This window comes from Streptomyces sp. Root1310 (assembly GCF_001426425.1).
Lineage (GTDB): Bacteria > Actinomycetota > Actinomycetes > Streptomycetales > Streptomycetaceae > Streptomyces.
Window position 1 is genome coordinate 1,699,615 of the sequence record NZ_LMEQ01000001.1, and the last position, 22,073, is coordinate 1,721,687.

Here is a 22,073-nt window from a genome sequence, read left to right on the forward strand (position 1 = left end):
GCGCGCGTTTTCGCGTTCACCACCCCGCAGGGGCATACGCGCCGTTGACGCGCGCCGGTGGGCCGGTGTTGAACGGTGGAGAAGGGGCGCACGGGACGCCGATTCGGCCCGAAACGGGGTCAGTCGACCCACGTTAGCCGCCTCGCCGCATGTTCCGCTGGAAAATGCCAGAAGACTCACCCCTCGGCGCCTACGTTGCGTAGCTTCTTCATCACTCAGCCGAACCGAAGGCAGGAGGGGAGCCCAACGGTGCCCGGAATCGACGAGTGTCTCCTGGAGGCCATGCGGCTGCCCGGTGCCCGCGGTGCCGCGCTGGTCGACTGGACCAGCGGGCTGGCCCTGGGCGCGGTCGGGGAGTTCCCCGGCGGCGACCACGAGGCGGCGGCCGCCGAGGCGGCCGAGGTGGCCCGGCTCACGGCCGAGCAGCGGGCGTTCGCACCCGACGGCCACGACGGCTCCGACGGCCAGGGGGGCGAGGGCGGGGGCGGGCTCGCCGATCCCCCGGTCGAGGACCTGATCATCAGCAACCGGGACAGCTACCACGTGCTCCGCTTCGTACCGACGTCCTTCGACAGCAGCGTGTTCCTGCACGTGTGGCTGGCCCGGCCGGACGGCAACCTCGCGCTGGCCCGGATCCGGCTGGGCGAGATGGCCGGACGGCTGGTGCTGGGGTGACCGCGGTGAGAACGACCCCGCAGGGGACGACCCCGCCGCCCCGGCTGCCCGTGCGGGAGAAGACGGCGGCCCGGGAGCGCGGCAGCGGACTGTCGCCGATGCTGACCCGGCTCGCGGCCGAACGGGCGACCGGCGTCCTGGAGCGCGAGCGCGGTTCGCTCTACCTCGCCGAGGGCCGTGTGGTGCACGCCGAGAGCCCCCTCGCCCCGGGCCTCGACGTGCTCCTCCTGGCCCACGGCACCCTCGCCCCCGCCGTCTGGCAGGACGCGGTCGACCGGGCCGACGAGGAGTACGGCGTCGCCCGGCTGCTGCTCGACGCCGGCCGCGTCCCGCGCGGCGCGCTGGAACTGTGCCATCTGGAGGCGCTCTTCGACGCGGCGTACTTCGCGCTCACCCCCAGCAGCACCCCCGGCCGCTTCCGGTACGGCGCCGGGCACTGGCTGGGCGCGCTCCGGCCGGTCCCGGTCGCGGCGGTCGAGCGCGAGACGCTGCGCCGGCGTGAGCTGCTGCACCGGCTGTGGCCGGACCCGTTGACCGACGGGGCGCCGCTGCGGCGGGCCGAGACGGTCGCGGCGCCCGCGCCGACCGCCCGGCAGAGCGCGGTACTGGCCTCGGTGGACGGCGTACGGACCGCGTCGGACATAGCCCGGGAGCTGGGCCGGCAGGCCTTCCACACCCTGGTGGACGTCCGGCGGCTGGCGGCGGCGGGGCTGCTGACCGCCCTCTTCCCGCCGCCCCGGCAGCACCGCCCGCCGCCGGCCGCGCACCCGCTCCACGGCGGGCCGGCCGCGGGTCCCGTCGCGAGTCCCGTCGCCCCCGCCCCCGCCCCGCCACCGGGCATCACCCTGCCCCGTGTCAACGACCCCGACATCACCTTGCTGAAGAGGCTCAGGGATGCGCTGGAGGCCCTTTGAACGGCAGCGACCGCGCGCCGAGAGGAGCGAGCTGATGGTGTCCGAGCCAGAGATACTCGACGAACTCCGGCGGCTGCGGGCCCGGGTGCCCCAGCTGACCGGCGCCCTGACCGCCGGCGTGGACGGTCTCGTCCTCGCCCACGACACGCCCGGCGTGGAGCCGGAGGTGGTGGCCGCCCTGACCGCCGCCGCCCTCGGCGTCGCGGTGCGGATGGCGGACACGACCGGCCAGGGCGACTTCCGCGAGCTGCTCGTGCGCGGGGTCTACGGCTACGTCGCGACCTACGCGGCCGGCGAGAGCGCCGTACTGACCCTGCTCGCGCAGGACCGCGTCAACGTCGGCCGGCTGCATCTGGAGGGCCGCCGGGCCGGGGCCCGCATCGGAGAGCTCGTCGACGCGTGGGAGGCGAAGGCGCGGGAGGCGCAGGCCGCCGCGACACCGCCGGCCAGGGCGCCGGCGAAGACCCCCGCTAAGGCGCCCGTCCGGACGCCCGCCAAGCCACCCATCGTACGGACCAGATCGGCGCGCGGATCGGCGACGACCAACGCGCGCACCACCACGGAAAGTTGAGAAGGAACCGAGGAGCACAGCATGGCCAACACCGAAACCACACTGAAAGAGTGCCTCGCCTCGATCGAGGGCGCGACCGGCGTGGCACTCGTCGACTACACCAGCGGCATGGCACTGGGCACGATGGGCGGCAGCAAGACCTTCGACCTGAACGTCGCCGCCGCCGGGAACACCGACGTGGTGCGCGCCAAGATGCGCACCATGGAGCACCTCGGGCTCAAGGGCCAGATCGAGGACATCCTGATCACGCTGAACGACCAGTACCACCTGATCCGGCTGATCAGCGGCCGCGGCGGCAACGGGCTCTTCATGTACCTGGTCCTGGACGCCAAGCGGGCCAACCTGGCGATGGCCCGCCACCAGTTGAAGAAGATCGAGGAGGACCTCGAGGTATAGCCGGACGGGACGGGATCGGACCGGACCGGCCGGACGCACCGGTCCGGTCCCCTCCGGTCCCGTCCGATCCCGTCCGATCCCGTCCGATCCCGTCCGGTCCGGTGCGTGCCTAGACCAGTGCCGCGGTGCGGCGGCGGGACCCGCCCGGGGCCGCGTCGCCGGCCGCGATGCCGGTACTGCGGTACGCCTTGACGGCCTTGCCCGCCGGGCGTCCGCCGCGCCGGTCCAGCCAGTCGACGCGTACCCACAGCAGTGCGTCCTCGGCCCGCTCGCGCCGCCCCAGCCAGGCGGCCTTCAGCCGCAGTCCCGTCCCCCAGCCGGCGAGCAGCAGTCCGGCGGCCGCGGGGACCGCGAAGGAGCTGCCGAGCGCCGCCACGAAGGCGAGCAGCAGCCACCAGCGGTGCCCGCGCCGCCAGGTGCGCACGGTCACCGCCCGGTCCTGCAGCACGTCGTGCTTGCCGGCCCGGGCGGCACCCTGGCCGAGTCCGGTGATCCGCCTGCGGCCGCGCCAAGCCACCACGGCGACGGTGACGATGAACAGGGCGGCCCCGGCCAGCACCCCGATCCGCCGCCCGGTGAGGCCGGGCACCAGGACCCCGACCCCCGCCGCGAACACCCCGCACCACCACAACGGCGCGGCTCCGGCCCGTACGACGACGGCCACCCGAGCCAGCCCCTGCCCTCCGCGCGCCACGTCCGCCTCCTGGTCTCTCCGGCACAGTTTCGTGACCGTTCAGACTAGTGAGCGAACGTGAGACGAGTCTGAGAGAACACCCGAAAAATCGCGCCCCTCCGCGAGCGGTGGCCTACTCCACGAAGAGGCCCCGCGCCGCCGCCCGCGCGTCGAACTCCTCCAGCCGGGCCTGCGCGTCGGGCAGGTCGTCGCACATCGCCTCCAGCAGCACCCGCCCGAGCAGCATCGGCGCGCACGCCGTGTCGAAGGCGAGGCCGGTGCCGACGGCGGCCGGCAGCAGCAGGTCGGAGACCTTGGCGACCGGCGCGAACGCGGAGTCGGCGACCGTCACCACGCTCAGCCCCGCCTCCCGGGCGTAGCCGAGGGTGTCGACGACCTCGCGCGGATGCCGGGGCAGCGCGAAGCAGAGCAGGGCCGAGGCGCCCGCCCGGACGGCGGCGTCGATCCGGTCGTGGATCATCGTGCCGCCCTCGTTCAGCAGCCGTACGTCCGGATGGACCTTGGCGGCGAAGTAGGCGAACCCGTACGCCTGGGAGGCGGCGGCCCGCAGCCCGAGCACGGGAAGCGGACGTGAGGCCGCCAGCAGCCGGCCCGCCCGTTGCACCGGCCGGGGATCGGCGAGCAGTTCGGCGAGGTGCCGCAGGTTCTCGATCTCGGCCTCGACGGCCTGCTGGTACTCGTTGTACGAGGCCGGTCCCGCCGTCTGTTCGGCGGGGGCGACCTCGCGCAGGTGCTTGCGCAGGGCGGGGTAGCCGTCGAAGCCGAGGGCGACCGCGAAGCGGGTCACCGACGGCTGGCTGACACCCGCGAGTTCGGCCAGCTCCACACTGGACAGGAACGGCACGTCGGAGGCGCGCCGCACCATGCTGTGCGCGATGCGCCGCTGGGTCGGTGTCAGCCGGTGCCCCTCGAAGAGCGCCTGCAGCCGAGCGGCGGGACTGTCCGGCCCACCGGCACCCGGCACCCCCTGACCCGGTCCCTCCTGACCCGGTCCCCCCGGAGCCGATGCCGCCGGCCCCGACAACCCTGGACCCGGCACCCCTGGACCCGGCACCCCTTCACCGATCCCCGTCTCCGCGCTCATGCCCCGCTCCCCCTCCAGATGTCCGTGAACCGGTCCAGCAGCCCGGCCGCCGCCCGCACGTCGTCCGTGAGCGGCCGGTCGGCCTGTTCCGCGTCGAGCACCGCCTCGGCCAGCTCCAGCGCCCGGCCCGCCGGAAGTCCCGGCTCGGGCCGCAGCTCGCGCTGGCGCAGCGCCCGTACGGCGGCGACGAGTTCGCAGCCCACGACGAGACGGTACGCGGCACAGGCGCGCAGTGTCTGCCGGGCCGCGAGCGAGGCGAAACTGGCCTGTTCCTCGACGCCCCGGGAGAGTACAGCGTGGCCGAGCGAGGCGGGTGCCGAGAAGGCCCGCAGGTCACCGAGGGCGGCCGCGGCGGCGTACTCGAGGATCATCACGCCCGAGGAGGCGGGCTCGGGGTCGGCGAGGAACGGGCGCAGCCGGGTGTAGGCCGGTTCGTTCAGGGTCGACAGGCGGGACGTGGACAGCCGTGCCACCTGGGTCAGCGCCAACCTGAAGTGGTCCAGGGCGAGGGCGAGCTGGGCCTGGTAGAAGCCGCCGTGGTGGTAGGCGGTCATGTCCTCGGGGGAGATGAGCGGGTTCTCGGCGGCCGCGTTGATCTCTATGCCGACCACCTCCTCCAGGGCGTCGGCGGCGTCGTGCGCGGGGCCGTGGATCTGCGGCAGGCAGCGGAAGCCGTAGGGGTCCTGGATCCTGCCGAGGGGTGGCGTGGGCCGGTCCTGCGCGCCGATCAACTCCCGCATACGGCGGGCGACCTCGGTGGAACCCCGGTGCGGGCGGGCGGCGTGCACCGGGGCGGCGTACGCCTCGTGCGAGCCGTCGACGGCGAGCAGCGAGAGCGCGGCGACCACCTGGGTGGCCTCCAGGAGCCCGCGCAGTTCGTGCAGGGCGAGGGCGGACTGGCCGAGGGTGAGGGCGTTGCTGCTGATGAGCGCGAGAGCGTCGTTGTTGTCGAGCTGCTGCGGTTCGGGGATCCCGGTGCCGCGCCACGGGTGCTCCCCCACCAGGGCGAGCCCGACCTGTGCCAGCGCCGCCAGGTCGCCGGTCCCCACCGAGCCGAACTCGTTGACGACCGGATACGCCCCGCTCTCCAGCGCCTCGCACAGCGCCGTGACGACGCCGGGCCGCAGGCCGGCGCCGCCGGCGAGCAGTTGGTTGGCGCGGACGGCGAGCATGGCCCGGACCTGGCGGGCGGGCAGTTCCTCGCCGATGGCGCCGGCGTGGCTGCGCAGCAGGCGCAGGCCGTGTTCGGCGGCCGCCTCGGTGGGCACGTCCTCGTTCCGGTTGGCGCCGACCCCGGTGGAGCGGCCGTAGACGCGACCGGTGGCGGCGATCCGGCGGGCGGCGTCCCAGGACTCGGTCATCCGCTTCGCCGCCTCGGTGCCGGGGACCGGGCGGGCGGCCCGGTCGGCGAGGCGGGCGACGTCCGCGACGCCGAGGGCGACCCCGTCGAGGACGACGAGAGCGGAGCCCACCCCGGAAGGGGCGTCCATCATCCGAGACGACATAAGTCCACGAACTCCTATCAATCCGGACACTCGATCTTGCCTGCCGGTCATCCGTTACCTCGGATTAACACCGAACCGTTGACAAGCTATTCACCTACCGAGAACTCTGCATGACGTTATACAGCCGGGCAAGGGACAACTCATGATCCAGTTCGACGCGGTCCACAAGCGCTTCCCCAACGGCACGACGGCAGTCCACGACCTCTCCCTCCACCTGCCGGAGGGCGGCGTGACCGTACTGGTCGGTTCCTCCGGTTGCGGCAAGACGACCACCCTGCGGATGATCAACCGCATGGTCGACCCGACCTCCGGAACCATCCGGGTGGGCGGCAAGGACGTCACCCGCCAGGACGCGGCCGAACTGCGCCGCTCCATCGGATACGTCATCCAGCAGTCGGGGCTCTTCCCGCACCGCACGGTGCTCGACAACATCGCCACCGTGCCGCTGCTGCTGGGCCACGGCCGCCGCAGGGCCCGCGCCCGCGCGGCCGAACTGCTGGAGACCGTCGGCCTGTCCGCCGACGCCGGGAAGCGCTACCCGCACCAGCTGTCCGGCGGCCAGCAGCAGCGCGTCGGGGTGGCCCGCGCGCTCGCCGCCGACCCTCCGGTGCTCCTCATGGACGAGCCGTTCGGCGCGGTCGACCCGGTGGTCCGCACCCAGCTCCAGGACGAACTTCTCCGACTCCAGAAGGAGTTGAACAAGACCATCGTCTTCGTCACGCACGACATCGACGAGGCGGTCCGCCTCGGCGACCGGATCGCCGTGTTCCGCACCGGCGGCCACCTGGTCCAGTGCGCCTCGCCCGCCGAGCTGCTGGCCCGCCCGGCCGACGACTTCGTGGCCGACTTCCTCGGCGCCGAGCGCGGTCTGAAGCTGCTCTCGCTGAAGACCCTCGCGGACGTCCCGCAGGGCCCGGCCCCCGAGGGCGGCGCCTGGAGCCTCGTACTCGACGAGGCCCGCAAGCCGCTGCGCTGGACGTCGAAGACCGCAGCCGGAACCGCCGGAAACGCCGGAACCGCCGGAACCGCCGGAACCGACGTACCCGTCCGGCCGCTCAGGGATTCCGACTCCCTGCTGTCGGCGCTCAACGAGTCGGTCGCCGCGCCCAGCGGACTGGTCGCGCGGGTCGACGAGGCAGGCGTCCTCACCGGCGTGACGTCCCGCGACGACATCCACACCCACGCCGGCCGGGCCCACACCGAGGCACGGGTGGCCGCATGAGCATCGACTGGTCCTGGATATCCGGGCACACCGACGACCTGACCACCCTCACGGTCTCCCACCTCCAGGCCGCCCTGACCGCCGTCCTCCTCGGACTGCTGATCAGCCTCCCCCTCGCGGTGATCGCCCACCGGATCCGCGTCCTGCGCGGCTTCCTGCTCGGTCTGTCGAACGTGCTGTTCACGATCCCGTCGATCGCGATCTTCGTCCTGCTGCTGCCGGTCAGCGGACTGACCCGCACCACCACCGTCATCGGCCTGACCGTCTACACCCTGGTCGTGCTGCTGCGGAACACGGTCGAAGGCCTCGACTCGGTCCCAGCGAAGACCAAGGAGGCGGCCAAGGCGATGGGCACGCGCCTCCTGCGCACGCTGCTCACCGTCGAGTTCCCGCTCGCGCTGCCCGTGATCATGGCGGGCGTCCGCATCGCGACGGTCATGTCGATCTCCCTGGTCTCCGTCGCCACCTACATCGGTGACGGCGGACTGGGCCAGCTCTTCACCGACGGCTTCCAGCGCAACTTCCCGACGCCGGTGATCGCGGGAGTGGTCCTCACGATCCTGCTCGCGGTCGTCGCCGACGCGTTGCTGGTCGGCGTCCAGTACCTCCTCACCCCGTGGAAGAGGCGGCGAGCCTGATGTACGAACTGTTCAAGAACCTCGGCGGCTGGCTGACCAGCGGCGCCCAGTGGTCCGGCTCGGACGGCATCGCGCACCGCCTCGCCGAACACCTCCAGTACTCACTGCTGGCCACCCTCATCGCGGCCGCCATCGGCCTCCCCCTCGGCCTGCTGATCGGCCATACCGGCCGGGGCGCCTTCCTCGCGATCAACCTGGCCTCCTTCGGCCGGGCGCTGCCCACCGTCGGCCTGGTCGTCCTCGTCTTCCTGGCCGGCGGACTGTCGATGCTGCCGGTGTACGTGGCACTGGTCGCCCTCGCGGTCCCGTCGATCGTCACCAACACCTACGCCGGGATGACGGCCGTCGACCCGGACGTGAAGGACGCGGCCCGCGGCCAGGGCATGCGCGGCCACCAGGTCATGCTCCAGGTGGAGCTGCCGCTGGCCCTTCCGCTGATCATGACGGGCCTGCGCCTCGCGCTCATCCAGGTCGTCGCCACGGCCACCATCGCGGCCTACGTCTCCTTCGGCGGCCTCGGCCGCTACGTGTTCGACGGCCTCGCCCAGCGCGACCTCGTCCAGGTGCTCGGCGGCGCGGTCCTGGTCGCCGCCGTCGCCATCGCCCTGGACCTGGTGCTCTCCGGCCTGCAGCGCCTCCTCTTCCGACACCGCCCCGCACAGACCGCCTAGGGAAGTCAGCGAAATGAACCGACGCACGATTCTCGGCGGCCTGTTCGCGGCCGCGACCGTCCCCGCCCTGACCGCCTGCGCGAGCGGCATCACCTCCCTCGACAACGAGGGCACCACCTCCGCCGGCGGCGGCTCCAGCAAGGACGGGGTCACCATCGGCACCGCCAATTTCACCGAGAACCAGGTGCTGGGCCACCTCTACGCCGCCGTCCTGGAAGCGGCCGGCGTGAAGGTGAGGGTCCGCCCCAACCTCGGCACCCGAGAGATCCTCATCCCCGCGCTCAGGGGCGGCGACATCGACCTGCTCCCCGAGTACCAGGGCGCCCTGCTGCACTACCTCGACCAGAAGGCGACGGCCACCGAGGAGGGCGCGATGCAGAACGCCCTCGCCGTCGCCCTCCCGGCCGGTCTGCAGGTACTGCCGTACGGCATGGCCGAGGACTCGGACGCGTTCGTCGTCACGAAGGAGACGGCGAAGAAGTACGGGCTGGCCTCCCTCGCCGACCTGAAGAAGCAGAACGGCAGGCTGGTGCTGGGCGCGGCACCCGAGGTGAAGACCCGCCAGGTGGGCGCGGTGGGCCTCAAGGACGTCTACGGGGTGGAGTTCAAGGAGTTCCGGTCCCTCGACTCCTCCGGCCCGCTGGTCAAGGGTGCCCTGAAGAAGGGCGACGTCGACGTGGCGAACCTGTTCACCACCGACACCGACATCCAGGCCAACGACTGGGTGGTGCTGACCGACCCCGAGAACCTGATCCCCGGCCAGCACATCGTCCCGCTCATCGCCGACCGCAAGGCCGACTCCACCGTCCGCAAGGCCCTCGCGAAGCTCGGCAACGTCCTGACCACCGCCCAGCTCACCGAGCTCAACCGCCAGGTGGACAAGGACAAGAAGGACCCGCAGGACGTCGCGAACGCGTACGCGAAGCAGCACGGGCTCACGAAGGACTAGCAGACCCCGCTCCCCACCCGCTCTCCCCCGGCTCTCCGCCGCTCTCCCCCGGCTCTCTCCCCGCTCTCCGCCGCGCTCCCGCGAACCCGACTCCCGACAGGGGGGCTATCCCCAGTGCGGCGGGAGTCCCCGCTCCCTAGCCTGGTCGCATGACGGGACGGGAGACCACCATGGAACGCGACACGGACCTCAAGAAGGAACTCGACGCCACCCTGGCGACCCGCAGGGAACTGGGCGAGGAGTACGAGTCCGCGCTGGTGGACTCGTTCCTGGAGAAGGTCGACCAGCGCATCGACGGCGCGGTGGAGCGCCGGGTGCGGCGGCAGTTCGCGGAGCAGCAGATGGTGGCGGCCCGGGACGCCCGCTCGCCCGGGGCGACGGACTCGTGGGGCGAGCGCTTCGGCTTCGGCATCGTCTCGCTGGTGCTGGCGATCCCGCTGTCCGCGATCGGCGCGGGCACCGCGCACCTGCCGGGCCTGATCGTCTCCTGGGTGGGCATCGTCGGCGTCAACGTGGTCCAGGCCGCCCGCTCCCACCCCGGCCTCTTCGGCACCCGCCGCAGCTCCTCGAAGGACAGCGACTGGGAGGAGTGACCCGGGGCTGGGGCTGGGGGCCGGGTAACGGGTGACGGGGAACGGGGTTCACGCCTGGCGGGTCGGCAGCACCATGATCTGCCGCAGGTTGACGTGCCGGGGGCGGCTGGTGGCGTAGGCGACGACGTCCGCGAGTTCGGCCGCGGACAGCCCGCCGACGGCGTCGAACATGCCGTCCAGCTGCCCGGCCAGTTCGTCGTTGTCGAGGTGCGTCGCCAGCTCGGTCTCGGTCAGCCCCGGCTCCACGTTGGTGACCCGCACGTCACGCGGCCCGAACTCGATGCGCAGGGCCTGGGACAGATAGGTGACGGCCGCCTTGGTGGCGCCGTACACCCCGTAGTTCGGGAACGTGATGTGCGCGGCGATGGACGAGACGTTCACCAGGTCCGCGGGCCGTCCCCCGGCGGCGGCGCCCACCAGGTCCCCGGTGAAGGCGCGGATCACCCGCAGCACTCCGGTGACGTTGGTGTCGAGCATCCGCCGCCACTCGTCGATCCGGCCGTCGTCGACAGGGTTCGGCAGCATGACCCCGGCGTTGTTGACGACCAGGTCGACGTTCCCGTAGGCCTCGCGGATCCTGGCGGCCGCCGCGTCCACCGACGCGTCGTCGGTGACGTCGGCGACGACCGCCAGGGCCTCTCCCCCGTCGGCGCGGATCTTCTCGACGACCGACTCCAGCCGGTCCCCGCGCCGGGCCAGCAGGGCGACCCGGGCACCCGAGGCGGCGAGCAGCACGGCGACGGCCTCACCGATACCGCTGGCGGCACCGGTGACGACGGCGGTACGACCGGCCAGGCTCGCGTACGGGTTCCCGTACCGGTTCTGGTCCTGGTTCCCGTACTGGTCCTGGTTCTCGTACCGGTTCTGGTTCTCGTACCGGTTCTGGTTCTCGTACCGGTTCTGGTTCTCGTGCGACATCCGTTGCTCCCGGGAAGGCGGGCCGGGGTGGTTCCCCGGCGGCACGCACCACCCTCGCCGTCCACGTCCGCGCTACCCAGGGATGCGCTTTTCCTGGGTCTGCCAGTACCAGGTTCGCGGCCCGCCGCTCCCCTACCATCGAACGCATGGACGGGGATCTTGGGGACTTTCTGCGCTCACGCCGCGCGCGCATCCAGCCGGAGGAGGTCGGACTGCCCTCGCACGGGCGCCGACGGGTACCCGGTCTGCGACGCGAGGAGGTGGCGCAGCTGGCCGGAGTGAGCGTCGACTACTACATCCGCCTGGAGCAGGGCAGGGGTCCGAGCGTCAGCGACGCGGTCCTGGACGCCGTGGCGCGCGTGCTGCGCCTGGACGACACGGAGCACGCCTATCTGCGCGCGGTCGCCCGCCCCCGCAAGGCGGCCGGGCGGCCGGAAGCGCCCCGCGTCCGCGCGGGCGTCCGGGCGCTGCTCGACAGCATGGAGCGCACGCCGGCCTTCGTGCTGGACCAGCGGATGGACGTACTGGCGTGGAACCCGCTCGCCGACGCGGTCTTCGGCTACAGCCGCACCGGCCCGGAGGGCCGCAGCATCCCGCGGCACGTCTTCCTCGACCCCGGCTCGCACGACTTCTACCCGGAGTGGTCGGCGGTGGCCGTCCAGTGCGTCGCGCATCTGCGGATGCTGGCGGGCCATCACCAGGACGACCGGCGGCTGACCGCGCTCGTCGGGGAGCTCTCGCTGAAGAGCGAGGACTTCCGGCGGCTGTGGGCCGATCATCCGGTCCGGGAGTGCGCGTACGGGGTGAAGCGGATCCAGCACCCGGTCGCGGGCCTGCTGACCTTCCCGTACGAGACGCTGGCGGTCTCGGCGAACCCGGACCAGTCCCTGCTGGTCTACACCCCGGAGGCGGGCTCCGAGACGGAGGAGCGGCTGCGGCTCCTGGGCAGCTGGAAGGCGACACCGGTCCGGACATAGTCCCGGTCCCGGTCCGGCGGACACGACCCGTGTCACGACCGGTGGACAGGACCCGCGAGACGACCCGCGGACAGGACCCGTGGACACGACTCAGGGCCTGTCCGGTGGACAGGCCCTGAGTGACGGAAGCTTGCGCGGGGACCGCCGCACCCCCGTTACCGGGGGGCGGGACGACGGCGGTCCCCGCGAGGGACGCGGGCCGGGTCAGGCCGGGCTTGCGCGTCCGTGGCGTCGGTGGAGGTCCGGGAGCCGCTCCGGAGGTCCGTGACGCCGTTTTGGTGCCGGTGGGGCGGGGAGCCGCTCCCGCCCTGCCGACATCCATAAATATGCCGGACGCGTGTTAACCGAGTGCTGCGCGGACGTGACACGCTCGTACCACTTCCGCGAAGTCCACCATTTCGGTAGGCAAACGGAAGTTCAGCGCCCGAGAGGGCCGTTCACCGGAGGTTTCCCCGAGGTTTCGGCCCATGCCCCCCGGAAGTTACTTCCCGCCCTTGGCCAGGAAGGCCAGCAGGTCCTGACGGCTGACGACGCCGGTGGGCTTGCCCTCGACGAGGACGATCGCCGCGTCCGCGGTGCCGAGCACGGACATCAGGTCACCGACCGGCTCACCGGAGCCGACCTGCGGCAGCGGGGCGGACATGTGCTTCTCCAGCGGGTCGTCGAGGGAGGCCCGCTGGGTGAACAGCGCGTCCAGCAGCTCCCGCTCCACGACCGACCCGACGACCTCGGCGGCCATGACGTCCGGGTGACCGGCGCCCGGCTTCACGATCGGCATCTGGGAGACGCCGTACTCGCGCAGCACCTCGATCGCCTGGCCGACGGTCTCGTCCGGGTGCATGTGGACGAGGGACGGGATGGCGCCGTGCACCTTGTCGTTGAGGACGTCGGCGACGCGGGCGCTGGGGCCCTCGTCCTCGAGGAAGCCGTAGTCGGCCATCCACTCGTCGTTGAAGATCTTCGACAGGTACCCGCGACCGCTGTCGGGCAGCAGGACGACGACGACGTCGTCCGGGCCGAGCCGCTCGGCGACGCGCAGGGCGGCCACGACGGCCATGCCGCAGGAGCCGCCGACGAGCAGCCCCTCCTCCTTCGCGAGCCGCCGGGTCATCTGGAAGGAGTCCTTGTCGGACACCGGGACGATCTCGTCGGCGACGGTCCGGTCGTAGGCGGTCGGCCAGAAGTCCTCACCGACGCCCTCGACGAGATACGGCCGCCCGGACCCGCCGGAGTACACGGAGCCCTCGGGGTCGGCGCCGACGACCTGGACCCGGCCCTCGCTGGCGTCCTTCAGATAGCGCCCGGTCCCGGAGATGGTGCCGCCGGTGCCGACGCCGGCGACGAAGTGGGTGATCCGCCCCTCCGTCTGCTCCCACAGCTCAGGGCCGGTGGAGTGGTAGTGGGAGAGCGGGTTGTTCGCGTTGGAGTACTGGTCCGGCTTCCACGCGCCCGGCGTCTCCCGCACCAGCCGGTCGGAGACGTTGTAGTAGGAGTCCGGGTGCTCGGGGTCCACGGCCGTGGGGCACACGACGACCTCGGCGCCGTACGCCCGCAGCACGTTGATCTTGTCGGTGCTCACCTTGTCGGGGCACACGAAGATGCACTTGTACCCCTTCTGCTGCGCCACGATGGCCAGCCCGACCCCGGTGTTTCCGCTGGTCGGCTCGACGATCGTGCCACCGGGCAGGAGTTCCCCGCTCTTCTCCGCCGCCTCGATCATGCGCAGGGCGATGCGGTCCTTCACGGAACCGCCCGGGTTGAAGTACTCCACCTTGGCCAGGACGGTCGCCTGGATGCCCTTGGTCACGCTGTTGAGCTTCACCAGCGGGGTGTTGCCGACGAGGCTGATCATCGAGTCGTGAAATCGCACCGTTGTCTCCGGTTGCTTGCAAAAACAGTGGTCGTAGTGGTTACGCCAGGGTACGGCCCGGGCGGCGACCGGGTCGGCATGTTCACTCCCGGTTGAGATTGGGCGACGGTGCGTACGGGGCAAGGAGTGGGTGTACGGACACGAGGAGGTGGCGTCGAGGCATGACGAGCATGTCGAGGGCGAGAGTGGCCCGGCGCATCGCGGCCGGCGCGGCCTACGGCGGCGGCGGCATCGGACTGGCCGGGGCGGCGGCCGTAGGGCTGGTCGTGGCGGAGGTGCATCTGGCGCGACGCCAGGTGAACAACGGGGCGCATCCGCACGTCCCCCAGGCGGAGGGCCGCTACGGCCTCGCCTACGACGCGCCCGGGCCCGGCCAGGAACCCCTGCGTCTGACGATGCTGGGCGACTCCACGGCGGCGGGCCAGGGCGTCCACCGTGCCGGGCAGACCCCGGGTGCGCTGCTGGCCTCCGGCCTGGCGGCGGTCGCGGAACGGCCCGTGGAGCTGCGCAACGTGGCGCTCCCGGGCGCGCAGTCCGACGATCTGGACCGCCAGGTCGCGCTGGTCCTCTCGGACTGCGACCAGGTGCCGGACGTCTGCGTGATCATGATCGGCGCGAACGACGTGACCCACCGGATGCCGGCCACCCGCTCGGTCCGCCACCTGTCCTCGGCGGTACGACGGCTGCGCACGGCCGGCGCCGAGGTCGTCGTCGGCACCTGCCCCGACCTGGGCACGATCGAGCCGGTCCAGCAGCCGCTGCGCTGGCTGGCCCGCCGGGCCTCACGCCAGCTGGCGGCCGCCCAGACGATCGGCGCCGTCGAACAGGGCGGCCGCACGGTCTCCCTGGGCGACCTGCTGGGCCCCGAGTTCGAGGCCAACCCGCGCGAGCTGTTCGGCCCCGACCACTACCACCCCTCGGCGGAGGGGTACGCAACGGCGGCGATGGCGGTCCTCCCCACGGTCTGCGCGGCCCTCGGCCTCTGGCCTGCCGACGAGGAACGCCCGGACGTCTCCCGCCGCGAGGGTTTCCTGCCGGTGGCCCGAGCAGCGGCGGAAGCGGCCTCGGAGGCCGGCACGGAAGTCACCGCGGCGATGCCGACCGGCCCGCGGGGCCCCTGGGCCCTGCTGAAGCGCCGCCGTCGGCGCCGGGTGTCGGAGACAGAACCGACGTCCCCCATCAGCCCGACCGGCGTCTGAGGACGAGACCCACCCGGCGCCCGGAGGACGAGACAGCCCACCGGGGGCCGGAGCGAGGCCCCTCCGGGCCCGGAGCTGGTCCGACCAGGCCCGGAGCCGGTCCACCCGGGGCCCGGAGCGGGGACCCCGGGGCGGCAGCCCCCGGAGCTCCGGGGCGAAGGGGCGGAGCCCCTGGGGTCGGGAAGGGACAGGGGCGACGAAGGCGAGAAAAGCAAGCGCTTAGTAAATTGCGGCCAGGGTCACACCGCCACCCCCGTGACCCAGCCCATACGTACGGGTAACTTCCCAGACAGCCGTGCCCGTAAGAACCCCCTCGCCAATGGAGCCGTGATGCCCGAAGCCGTCATCGTCTCGACCGCCCGCTCGCCCATCGGCCGCGCTTTCAAGGGCTCCCTGAAGGACCTGCGCCCGGACGACCTCACCGCCACGATCATCCAGGCGGCCCTCGCCAAGGTCCCCGAGCTCGACCCGAGGGACATCGACGACCTGATGCTCGGCTGCGGTCTGCCCGGCGGCGAGCAGGGCAACAACCTCGGCCGCATCGTGGCGGTGCAGATGGGGATGGACCACCTCCCCGGCTGCACGATCACCCGTTACTGTTCCTCGTCGCTGCAGACCAGCCGGATGGCCCTGCACGCCATCAAGGCAGGCGAGGGCGACGTCTTCATCTCGGCCGGCGTCGAGACGGTCTCCCGGTTCGCCAAGGGCAACTCCGACAGCCTGCCCGATACGCGCAACCCGTTCTTCGCCGAGGCCGAGGCCCGCACCGAGGCCGTCGCCGCGCAGGAGGGCACCACCTGGCACGACCCGCGCGAGGACGGCCTCGTCCCGGACGCGTACATCGCGATGGGCCAGACCGCCGAGAACCTCGCCCGCATCAAGGGCGTCACCCGTCAGGACATGGACGAGTTCGGAGTCCGCTCGCAGAACCTCGCCGAGGAAGCCATCAAGAACGGCTTCTGGGAGCGGGAGATCACCCCGGTGACGCTGCCCGACGGCACGGTCGTCAGCAAGGACGACGGCCCGCGCGCCGGCGTCACGCTGGAGGGCGTCCAGGGCCTGAAGCCGGTCTTCCGCCCCGACGGCATGGTCACCGCCGCCAACTGCTGTCCGCTCAACGACGGCGCCGCCGCGGTCGTCGTCATGAGCGACACCAAGGCCCGCGAGCTCGGCCTCACCCCGCTCGCCCGCATCGTGTCGACCGGCGTCTCCGGCCTGTCCCCCGAGATCATGGGCCTCGGCCCGGTCGAGGCGAGCAAGCAGGCGCTGCGCCGGGCCGGTCTCGGCATCGGCGACATCGACCTGGTCGAGATCAACGAGGCGTTCGCCGCCCAGGTGATCCCCTCCTACCGCGAGCTCGGCATCGACCTGGACAGGCTGAACGTCAACGGCGGCGCCATCGCCGTCGGCCACCCCTTCGGCATGACGGGCGCCCGCATCACCGGCACGCTCATCAACTCCCTCCAGTTCCACGACAAGCAGTTCGGTCTGGAGACGATGTGCGTCGGCGGCGGCCAGGGCATGGCCATGGTCATCGAGCGCCTCAGCTGATCACCCTGACGCGGGTCCCCGGCAGGGGCCCTGCGTAACCGCTTCGGCACCTGTGGTGACGGATCGGCCCGGAGTCCGGAAAGCCCCTGGACTCCGGGCCGTTTTGTGATCCAATCTCCCCCAGGATGTGACCTATCTCCCTCCCCGGAGGGATTTACGCAGCTCAGCGGCGTTCGACACCAAACCCCAGGACCAAACTCCTGCCCGTTTCGTGACGTTACGCACTGACAGTTGGATAGTCCACCCTTCAAGCTGATGTAGGAAGTCGGGGGTCGACTTTGAACCGGGAGTACGTCAGTGAGCGCCATGCCGATCGCCTTGCTGGTCACCACGGCCGCCACGGGCGCCGTGGGCGTCGCCGTCCTGCGCACCCTCTTGCAGCTGCGCCGGCAGGTCGCCGCCCTGCACGCCCAGCTCGCCAGGGATGCCAGGAACGCCGAGGAGACCGCCGCCGAGCTGCGCGGCTTCGTGCCGGCCGCCCGTAGTACCGCCGACGCGGCCGAGATACGCGCGGCCGTCGCCGACGCGCTGGCGGAGGAGCGGGAGCGGGAGCTGGCCGAGGCCCGCGCCTTCTGGGCGGCGCAGGAGGCCCGGGACGCCTCCGACGCGCCCACCCTGCTGGGCCTTCCGGACAGTGAGCTGTTCCTGCCCCGCCAGACCGACTTCGTGGGCCTGGAGCCCCTGGAGTCGGTGAGCGAGCCGACCGCGGACGCCGACGAGTTCGCCGGGGACTCCGCCGAACTGGCCGCGGCCCGCCGCCGCCACCCGTCCCACCCCGACTTCGTGCCGGTCCAGTCACCGGTCGTGAACGACCACGAGCGCACGGTGGCGACGCTCGAGGAACTGGCCGCGTCCCGCGTCGAACTGACCGACGTCCGCCCGGGCCCGCTCGGCACCCTCGACGTCTACGTCTTCGGCGACGGCACCACCCTGTGCATGACCCCGGGCCACCGCGAGACGGCGGAGCGCCTGGCCGCGGCCCTCACCGCGGGCGAGACGCCGTTCCTGCTGGGCGGGTCCGGCATCTCGGGCGCGTACACCCTGACGTTCCAGTGCGGCGCGGAGAACGTCTACATCCTGGCCGACCGGGTCATAGCGAGCCTGTGAGGCTCATACCCCGGCCCGCTTCTGCGCCTGCGCCACCAACTCCAGAGCTTCCTCCACCTGGCCCTCGTCCGTGAGTACGAGGGCCAAGTCGTGCGCCGCGACGGTGATTTGATCGGCGGCGGCGAACATCCCGGCGTCCGGCATCTCGCGCGGCGACGCTCCGGGCTCCTCGATGAGCTGCGCGCGCCGGACCAACTCTCTGGCCAGCGCCAGCGCCTCCGTGGCCGCACCTCGCTGCAGCCGGCTCTGCGAAGCGGCGCGCAGACGATCGGCGAAGTGGTCCACCGCACGGGTGAGGGACGTCGTATCAGCCACGCCGCGAGACTACGCGTCGCACCGGCACTGTTGCCAACGGGCGAACACTCAGGCACCGTGACCTGAAGGACCGGCCTACATCCCCTTTGCTACCGGAGGCGCCGATGTCCCATGTCCTCTCCGAGGAGACCCACCGCAACATACTGGCCCGCATCCCCCATTGCACCGGTCGTGAAGTCGCCGACTGGCTGCGCACCGTCGACGAAGGCCCCGCTCTCCGCTTCGAGGAGAAGGTCAGCTGGCTGCGCGCCGAGCACAACCTCGCGTACGGCCACGCCAAGGCGATCATCCACGAGTACGACCTGAGGAGGGCCGCGCGCAAACTCCTCTAGCGCGCAAGCGACACACCACCCTACGGACAGTGCGAAGGGCCCCGGGATCGGATCCCGGGGCCCTTCGCACTGTCCGGATGGACCGGTCGGCCGAGGCCGGCCGAGTCGGTCCCGGTCGCGTCGGTCAGTCGCTGTTGAGGATCGAGAGGAGTCGCAGGAACTCCATGTAGATCCACACCAGCGTCAGCGTGAGGCCGAAGGCGGCGAGCCAGGCCTCCTCGCGCGGGGCGCCGTAGGCGATGCCGTCCTCGACCTGCTTGAAGTCCAGGGCGAGGAAGCAGGCGCCGAGCAGGATGCCGATGACACCGAACACGATGCCGAGCGGACCGCTGCGGAAGCCGAGACCGTCGCCGCCGCCGAAGACGGTGAACAGCAGGTTCACGGCCATCAGCAGGACGAAGCCGAGCGCGGCGGCCATCACGAAGCCGTAGAAGCGGCGGTTGACGCGGATCCAGCCCGCCTTGTACGCCACGAGCACACCGGCGAAGACCGCCATGGTGCCCATCACCGCCTGGGCGACGACGCCGTCCGCGATGTACGTGGAGACCGCGCTGGAGATCACGCCGAGGAAGACGCCCTCGAGGGCGGCGTACGACAGGATCAGCGCGGGGGCCGCGCGGCGCTTGAACGACTGGATCAGGGCCAGCACCATGGCGACCAGGCCGGCGCCGACGGCGATGCCGTACGACTTGCCGAGGTTGGCCTCGTCCACGGGCAGCAGCACCCAGGACAGCACCGCGGTGACGACCACGGTGCCGAGCGTGGTCGCGGTACGCGCGACGACGTCGTCCATGGTCATCCGGCCGGCGGCGGCCGGGGCCTGCGGCGGGGCGCCGTACGAGAGGTCCTGCTGGGCGTAAGGGTTCTGCGCGTACGGGTTGCCGGCCTGCTGGGCGTAAGGGTTGCCCTGCTGCGTGCCGACTGCGGGTCCCCCGGCCTGCGGCGCGGCGTTGAAGCCCGCGTAGCCGTTGTCGCGGCTGAACCCCCGTCGCGAGAAGACCGGGTTTCTGCTCCTCATTGCACTCCTCCGTGGCCACACTGCGCGGCCTTGAGCTCAAGGGTAATGGGTAGGCAAAGGATTGACCCTAGTGCTTGGGGAGGATCTTTCCCTCTTCCTGCTGGCCAACACGCTACGTGGCGTCGTGATTCCCGGCACAGGAGGGCGGTATTCATGACCGAGCCGCGACATGGCCGGTACCGGACGGAGACCCGGCGGGCCCGGACGGGCCCGGACGGGACCCGCCGTCCGCTCACCCGAACGGGAACCCGGTGTACGCCTCGGCCAGCTCGGTCTCGGCGGCGCGCGAGGAGGCGATCCGCTCCAGCCGGGCCAGCTGGAGACGGCCCTCGAAGGGGGTGGCGTCGGGGGCACGGTGCAGGAGGGTGGTCATGTCGTACGAGAACCGCTCGGCCTGCCACACGCGCCGCAGACAGGTCTCGGAGTAGGCGTCCAGGAGAGCGGTGGACCCGCTCTCCCGGCGGTGCGTCAGCGCCCGCGCGAAGGTGACGACGTCGCCGACGGCGAGGTTCAGCCCCTTCGCCCCGGTCGGCGGCACGATGTGGGCCGCGTCCCCGGCGAGGAAGAGCCTGCCGTGCCGCATGGGCTCGTGCACGTAGGAGCGCATCGGGGTGACCGACTTCTGGGTGATCGCCCCGCGCTCCAGCTTCCAGTCGTCGTCGGTCTCGAAGCGGCGCTCCAGCTCGTCCCAGATCTCCTCGTCCCCCCACGTCTGCGCGTCCGTGCCCTCGGGCACCTGGAGGTAGAGGCGGGAGACGGACGGGGAGCGCATGGACAGCAGCGCGAAGCCGCGGTCGTGGCGGGCGTAGACGAGCTCGTCGTGCGAGGGCGGCACGTCGGCGAGGATGCCGAGCCAGCCGAAGGGGTAGGTCCGCTCGAAGACCCGGGTCGAGGCGGCCGGGATCGCCTGCCGGGCGACCCCCCAGAAGCCGTCGCAGCCCACCACGTAGTCGCATTCGAGGACGTCCTCGACGCCCTCGTGGCGGAAGCGGATACGCGGGTGGTCGGTACCGGCGTCCTCGACGGCCAACGCCTCCGCCTCGAACAGCAGCGGGTCGCCGTCCGCGAGCTGGAGCGCGATGAGGTCCTTGCACACCTCGGTCTGCGCGTAGACCATCACCGACCGGCCGCCGGTGAGGGCGGGGAAGTCGACCCGGTGCCGCCGCCCGGCGAACCGCAGCTCTATGCCGTCGTGGCGCAGCCCCACGCGGTCCATGCGCTCCCCGGCGCCGGCCGCGCGCAGCACGTCCACCGTGCCCTGCTCCAGGATCCCGGCGCGCTGGCGCTGCTCGACGTAGGCCCGGTCGCGGCTTTCCAGCACGACGGAGTCGATGCCGGCGTTGTGCAGCAGACGGGCGAGGAGGAGGCCGGCGGGGCCGGCGCCGACGATGCCGACGGTGGAGCGCATCGGGCGTTTCCCTTCACTGTTCGCACAGTGAAGTTTTCTTCACTGTATTCGGACGTGAGTCTGCGCTCCTGTTCACCGGGTGTCAACGGTCGACGCGCGAAGACGCACGGACGGGGAGGGGCCGACCGCCGCGGCGGTCAATGCCTCAATGGAGGATGCAGCGATCGCCGAGACGTCGGAAGTGCCCAGAGCCGGACTTGAACCGGCACGCCCGCGGAGGGGCAGCGAGGTTTAAGCTCGCCGTGTCTGCATTCCACCATCTGGGCAGGCCTGACGGCTCCGTTGGAGCTTCCGACCCTATCGGGATCCGTCCCTCGAACAGCGGAACAGCGGACCGATGTTGTCTTATTTTATTGACGTCTGAGGGTGCATCAGCACCTGGAACTGGCCATCTGCACTTGCCAGTAGCCTCGCGCGTGGCAACCGCTTGCGTATGCGGAATGACGGAATTTCACCGTCCGAACGAGGTTGCTCCACCGGTTCTTGACGACCTGGCCCTCAGGGACGGACGTCATCCCCAGGTATGACACGGCGGTCCACCGTCCGACCCGAGTCTGCCCTCGGAACCGGAACAGCGGGTGACTACACGGCCGTCGGCGGCCGGGACGATGGTTCACGTCCCCAAGACTTGCCGTCGTCCCGTCAGGAGCCACGCCCGTGACCACCAGCCCCCTCGCCGAACGGACCACCGCCGTGGCCGCACGCGCCACGGACCTGTCGAAGATCTACGGACAGGGCGAGACCCAGGTGGTCGCTCTGGACCGGGTCTCGGTCGACTTCCGGCAGGCCGAGTTCACCGCGATCATGGGCCCGTCCGGCTCCGGCAAGTCCACGCTGATGCACTGCGTGGCCGGCCTCGACAGCTTCTCCTCCGGCTCGGTGCGCATCGGTGACACCGAGCTCGGCACGCTGAAGGACAAGCAGCTCACCAAGTTGCGCCGGGACAAGATCGGGTTCATCTTCCAGGCGTTCAACCTGCTGCCGACGCTGACGGCGATCGAGAACATCACGCTCCCGATGGACATCGCGGGCCGCAAGCCGGACAAGGAGTGGCTGGAAAAGGTCATCGGCATGGTGGGGCTCGCCGACCGGCTGAGCCACCGGCCCTCGCAGCTCTCCGGCGGTCAGCAGCAGCGGGTCGCCGTCGCCCGTGCCCTCGCCTCCAAGCCCGACATCATCTTCGGCGACGAGCCGACCGGAAACCTCGACTCTCGCTCGGGCGCCGAGGTGCTGGGCTTCCTGCGCAACTCGGTGCGGGAACTGGGGCAGACGGTGGTCATGGTGACCCACGACCCGGTGGCGGCCGCCTACGCGGACCGGGTGATCTTCCTGGCGGACGGGCGGATCGTCGACGAGGTGTACGGCCCGACGGCCGACTCGGTGCTCGACCGGATGAAGCAGTTCGACGCCAAGGGCCGCACCAGCTGATCCCCCACCGGGACCGACCGCTCGCCGACGAGCAGAAC

Annotated in this window: 23 protein-coding genes and 1 tRNA gene; 15 read left to right on the forward strand and 9 right to left on the reverse strand. The window is 71.7% G+C overall.

Annotated elements, in window-relative coordinates:
* The first annotated feature begins 249 nt into the window (after positions 1-249).
* From ASD48_RS07300 to ASD48_RS07315, 4 genes are read left to right on the forward strand one after another with little or no spacing between them, the layout of a single operon-like run.
* Complete coding sequence (locus ASD48_RS07300; protein WP_057600544.1) at positions 250-675, forward strand: hypothetical protein; 426 nt, start codon at positions 250-252, stop codon at positions 673-675.
* Entirely contained in the window at positions 672-1,589 is a 918-nt protein-coding gene (locus ASD48_RS07305; RefSeq protein ID WP_057600545.1) for a hypothetical protein, read from the forward strand. Before ASD48_RS07300 ends, ASD48_RS07305 begins: the two co-directional genes overlap by 4 nt.
* Before the next feature lie 34 nt (positions 1,590-1,623).
* Positions 1,624-2,160, forward strand: coding sequence for a roadblock/LC7 domain-containing protein (locus ASD48_RS07310; protein ID WP_057600546.1), 537 nt, complete (start codon positions 1,624-1,626; stop codon positions 2,158-2,160).
* 21 nt (positions 2,161-2,181) lie between these two features.
* The gene (locus tag ASD48_RS07315; RefSeq protein ID WP_020128504.1) at positions 2,182-2,556 is read left to right on the forward strand and encodes a hypothetical protein; all 375 of its coding nucleotides are present in this window, start codon (positions 2,182-2,184) and stop codon (positions 2,554-2,556) included.
* A 109-nt stretch (positions 2,557-2,665) separates the two neighbouring features.
* Here ASD48_RS07315 and ASD48_RS07320 read toward each other — a convergent pair whose 3' ends face one another.
* The 3 genes from ASD48_RS07320 to ASD48_RS07330 all read right to left on the reverse strand — a co-directional run bounded on the left by ASD48_RS07320 (position 2,666) and on the right by ASD48_RS07330 (position 5,839).
* Positions 2,666-3,250 carry a hypothetical protein gene (locus ASD48_RS07320; protein ID WP_079073645.1) on the reverse strand — a complete coding sequence of 195 codons (585 nt, stop codon included), beginning with the start codon at positions 3,248-3,250 and terminating at the stop codon, positions 2,666-2,668.
* A 112-nt stretch (positions 3,251-3,362) separates the two neighbouring features.
* The gene (locus tag ASD48_RS07325) at positions 3,363-4,214 is read right to left on the reverse strand and encodes a MurR/RpiR family transcriptional regulator (protein ID WP_057600548.1); all 852 of its coding nucleotides are present in this window, start codon (positions 4,212-4,214) and stop codon (positions 3,363-3,365) included.
* Between the two features lie 116 nt (positions 4,215-4,330).
* Positions 4,331-5,839: an aromatic amino acid ammonia-lyase gene (locus ASD48_RS07330; protein WP_057600549.1), complete on the reverse strand. Its 1,509-nt coding sequence runs from the start codon at positions 5,837-5,839 to the stop codon at positions 4,331-4,333.
* A 142-nt stretch (positions 5,840-5,981) separates the two neighbouring features.
* On the opposite strand from ASD48_RS07330, the gene ASD48_RS07335 reads away from it, so the two are divergent.
* The 5 genes from ASD48_RS07335 to ASD48_RS07355 all read left to right on the forward strand — a co-directional run bounded on the left by ASD48_RS07335 (position 5,982) and on the right by ASD48_RS07355 (position 9,912).
* Positions 5,982-7,061, forward strand: a complete 1,080-nt coding sequence (locus tag ASD48_RS07335; RefSeq protein ID WP_057600550.1) for an ABC transporter ATP-binding protein — start codon at positions 5,982-5,984, stop codon at positions 7,059-7,061.
* On the forward strand, positions 7,058-7,699 hold the full coding sequence (locus tag ASD48_RS07340; protein WP_057600551.1) for an ABC transporter permease: 642 nt from the start codon (positions 7,058-7,060) through the stop codon (positions 7,697-7,699). Before ASD48_RS07335 ends, ASD48_RS07340 begins: the two co-directional genes overlap by 4 nt.
* A complete protein-coding gene (locus ASD48_RS07345) occupies positions 7,699-8,370 on the forward strand; it encodes an ABC transporter permease (protein WP_057600552.1) in 672 nt (223 codons plus the stop codon). Before ASD48_RS07340 ends, ASD48_RS07345 begins: the two co-directional genes overlap by 1 nt.
* A 13-nt stretch (positions 8,371-8,383) precedes the next feature.
* Positions 8,384-9,319, forward strand: coding sequence for an ABC transporter substrate-binding protein (locus tag ASD48_RS07350; RefSeq protein ID WP_057600553.1), 936 nt, complete (start codon positions 8,384-8,386; stop codon positions 9,317-9,319).
* 170 nt (positions 9,320-9,489) lie between these two features.
* Positions 9,490-9,912, forward strand: a complete 423-nt coding sequence (locus tag ASD48_RS07355; protein ID WP_057601055.1) for a hypothetical protein — start codon at positions 9,490-9,492, stop codon at positions 9,910-9,912.
* Positions 9,913-9,960: 48 nt separating this feature from the next.
* Here the strand turns inward: ASD48_RS07355 and ASD48_RS07360 are convergent, their stop codons facing one another.
* Entirely contained in the window at positions 9,961-10,830 is an 870-nt protein-coding gene (locus ASD48_RS07360; protein ID WP_242432523.1) for an SDR family oxidoreductase, read from the reverse strand.
* Positions 10,831-10,976: 146 nt separating this feature from the next.
* Between ASD48_RS07360 and ASD48_RS07365 the strand changes: the two genes are divergently transcribed.
* Positions 10,977-11,807 (forward strand): helix-turn-helix transcriptional regulator, encoded by an 831-nt coding sequence (locus tag ASD48_RS07365; protein ID WP_057600554.1) that lies wholly within the window; start codon positions 10,977-10,979, stop codon positions 11,805-11,807.
* 481 nt (positions 11,808-12,288) lie between these two features.
* Here the strand turns inward: ASD48_RS07365 and ASD48_RS07370 are convergent, their stop codons facing one another.
* Entirely contained in the window at positions 12,289-13,677 is a 1,389-nt protein-coding gene (locus ASD48_RS07370) for a cystathionine beta-synthase (protein ID WP_057600555.1), read from the reverse strand.
* Positions 13,678-13,838: 161 nt separating this feature from the next.
* On the opposite strand from ASD48_RS07370, the gene ASD48_RS07375 reads away from it, so the two are divergent.
* The 3 genes from ASD48_RS07375 to ASD48_RS07385 all read left to right on the forward strand — a co-directional run bounded on the left by ASD48_RS07375 (position 13,839) and on the right by ASD48_RS07385 (position 17,534).
* Positions 13,839-14,876, forward strand: coding sequence for an SGNH/GDSL hydrolase family protein (locus ASD48_RS07375; RefSeq protein WP_079073646.1), 1,038 nt, complete (start codon positions 13,839-13,841; stop codon positions 14,874-14,876).
* 330 nt (positions 14,877-15,206) lie between these two features.
* Positions 15,207-16,427: an acetyl-CoA C-acetyltransferase gene (locus ASD48_RS07380; RefSeq protein WP_057600557.1), complete on the forward strand. Its 1,221-nt coding sequence runs from the start codon at positions 15,207-15,209 to the stop codon at positions 16,425-16,427.
* Positions 16,428-16,724: 297 nt separating this feature from the next.
* Positions 16,725-17,534 carry a hypothetical protein gene (locus ASD48_RS07385; RefSeq protein WP_057600558.1) on the forward strand — a complete coding sequence of 270 codons (810 nt, stop codon included), beginning with the start codon at positions 16,725-16,727 and terminating at the stop codon, positions 17,532-17,534.
* A gap of 3 nt (positions 17,535-17,537) precedes the next feature.
* On the opposite strand, the gene ASD48_RS07390 is transcribed toward ASD48_RS07385, so the two are convergent.
* Positions 17,538-17,819 carry a hypothetical protein gene (locus ASD48_RS07390; protein WP_057601057.1) on the reverse strand — a complete coding sequence of 94 codons (282 nt, stop codon included), beginning with the start codon at positions 17,817-17,819 and terminating at the stop codon, positions 17,538-17,540.
* 134 nt (positions 17,820-17,953) lie between these two features.
* Between ASD48_RS07390 and ASD48_RS07395 the strand changes: the two genes are divergently transcribed.
* A complete protein-coding gene (locus ASD48_RS07395) occupies positions 17,954-18,181 on the forward strand; it encodes a DUF4287 domain-containing protein (RefSeq protein WP_020128488.1) in 228 nt (75 codons plus the stop codon).
* A gap of 124 nt (positions 18,182-18,305) precedes the next feature.
* On the opposite strand, the gene ASD48_RS07400 is transcribed toward ASD48_RS07395, so the two are convergent.
* The 3 genes from ASD48_RS07400 to ASD48_RS07410 all read right to left on the reverse strand — a co-directional run bounded on the left by ASD48_RS07400 (position 18,306) and on the right by ASD48_RS07410 (position 20,873).
* On the reverse strand, positions 18,306-19,199 hold the full coding sequence (locus ASD48_RS07400) for a Bax inhibitor-1/YccA family protein (protein ID WP_057600559.1): 894 nt from the start codon (positions 19,197-19,199) through the stop codon (positions 18,306-18,308).
* Between the two features lie 232 nt (positions 19,200-19,431).
* Positions 19,432-20,607 carry a 4-hydroxybenzoate 3-monooxygenase gene (locus ASD48_RS07405; protein ID WP_057600560.1) on the reverse strand — a complete coding sequence of 392 codons (1,176 nt, stop codon included), beginning with the start codon at positions 20,605-20,607 and terminating at the stop codon, positions 19,432-19,434.
* A 182-nt stretch (positions 20,608-20,789) separates the two neighbouring features.
* Positions 20,790-20,873: transfer RNA gene (locus ASD48_RS07410), tRNA-Leu, on the reverse strand.
* A gap of 391 nt (positions 20,874-21,264) precedes the next feature.
* Here ASD48_RS07410 and ASD48_RS07415 point away from each other — a divergent pair.
* Positions 21,265-22,035 (forward strand): ABC transporter ATP-binding protein, encoded by a 771-nt coding sequence (locus tag ASD48_RS07415; RefSeq protein WP_057600561.1) that lies wholly within the window; start codon positions 21,265-21,267, stop codon positions 22,033-22,035.
* Positions 22,036-22,073: the final 38 nt, after the last annotated feature.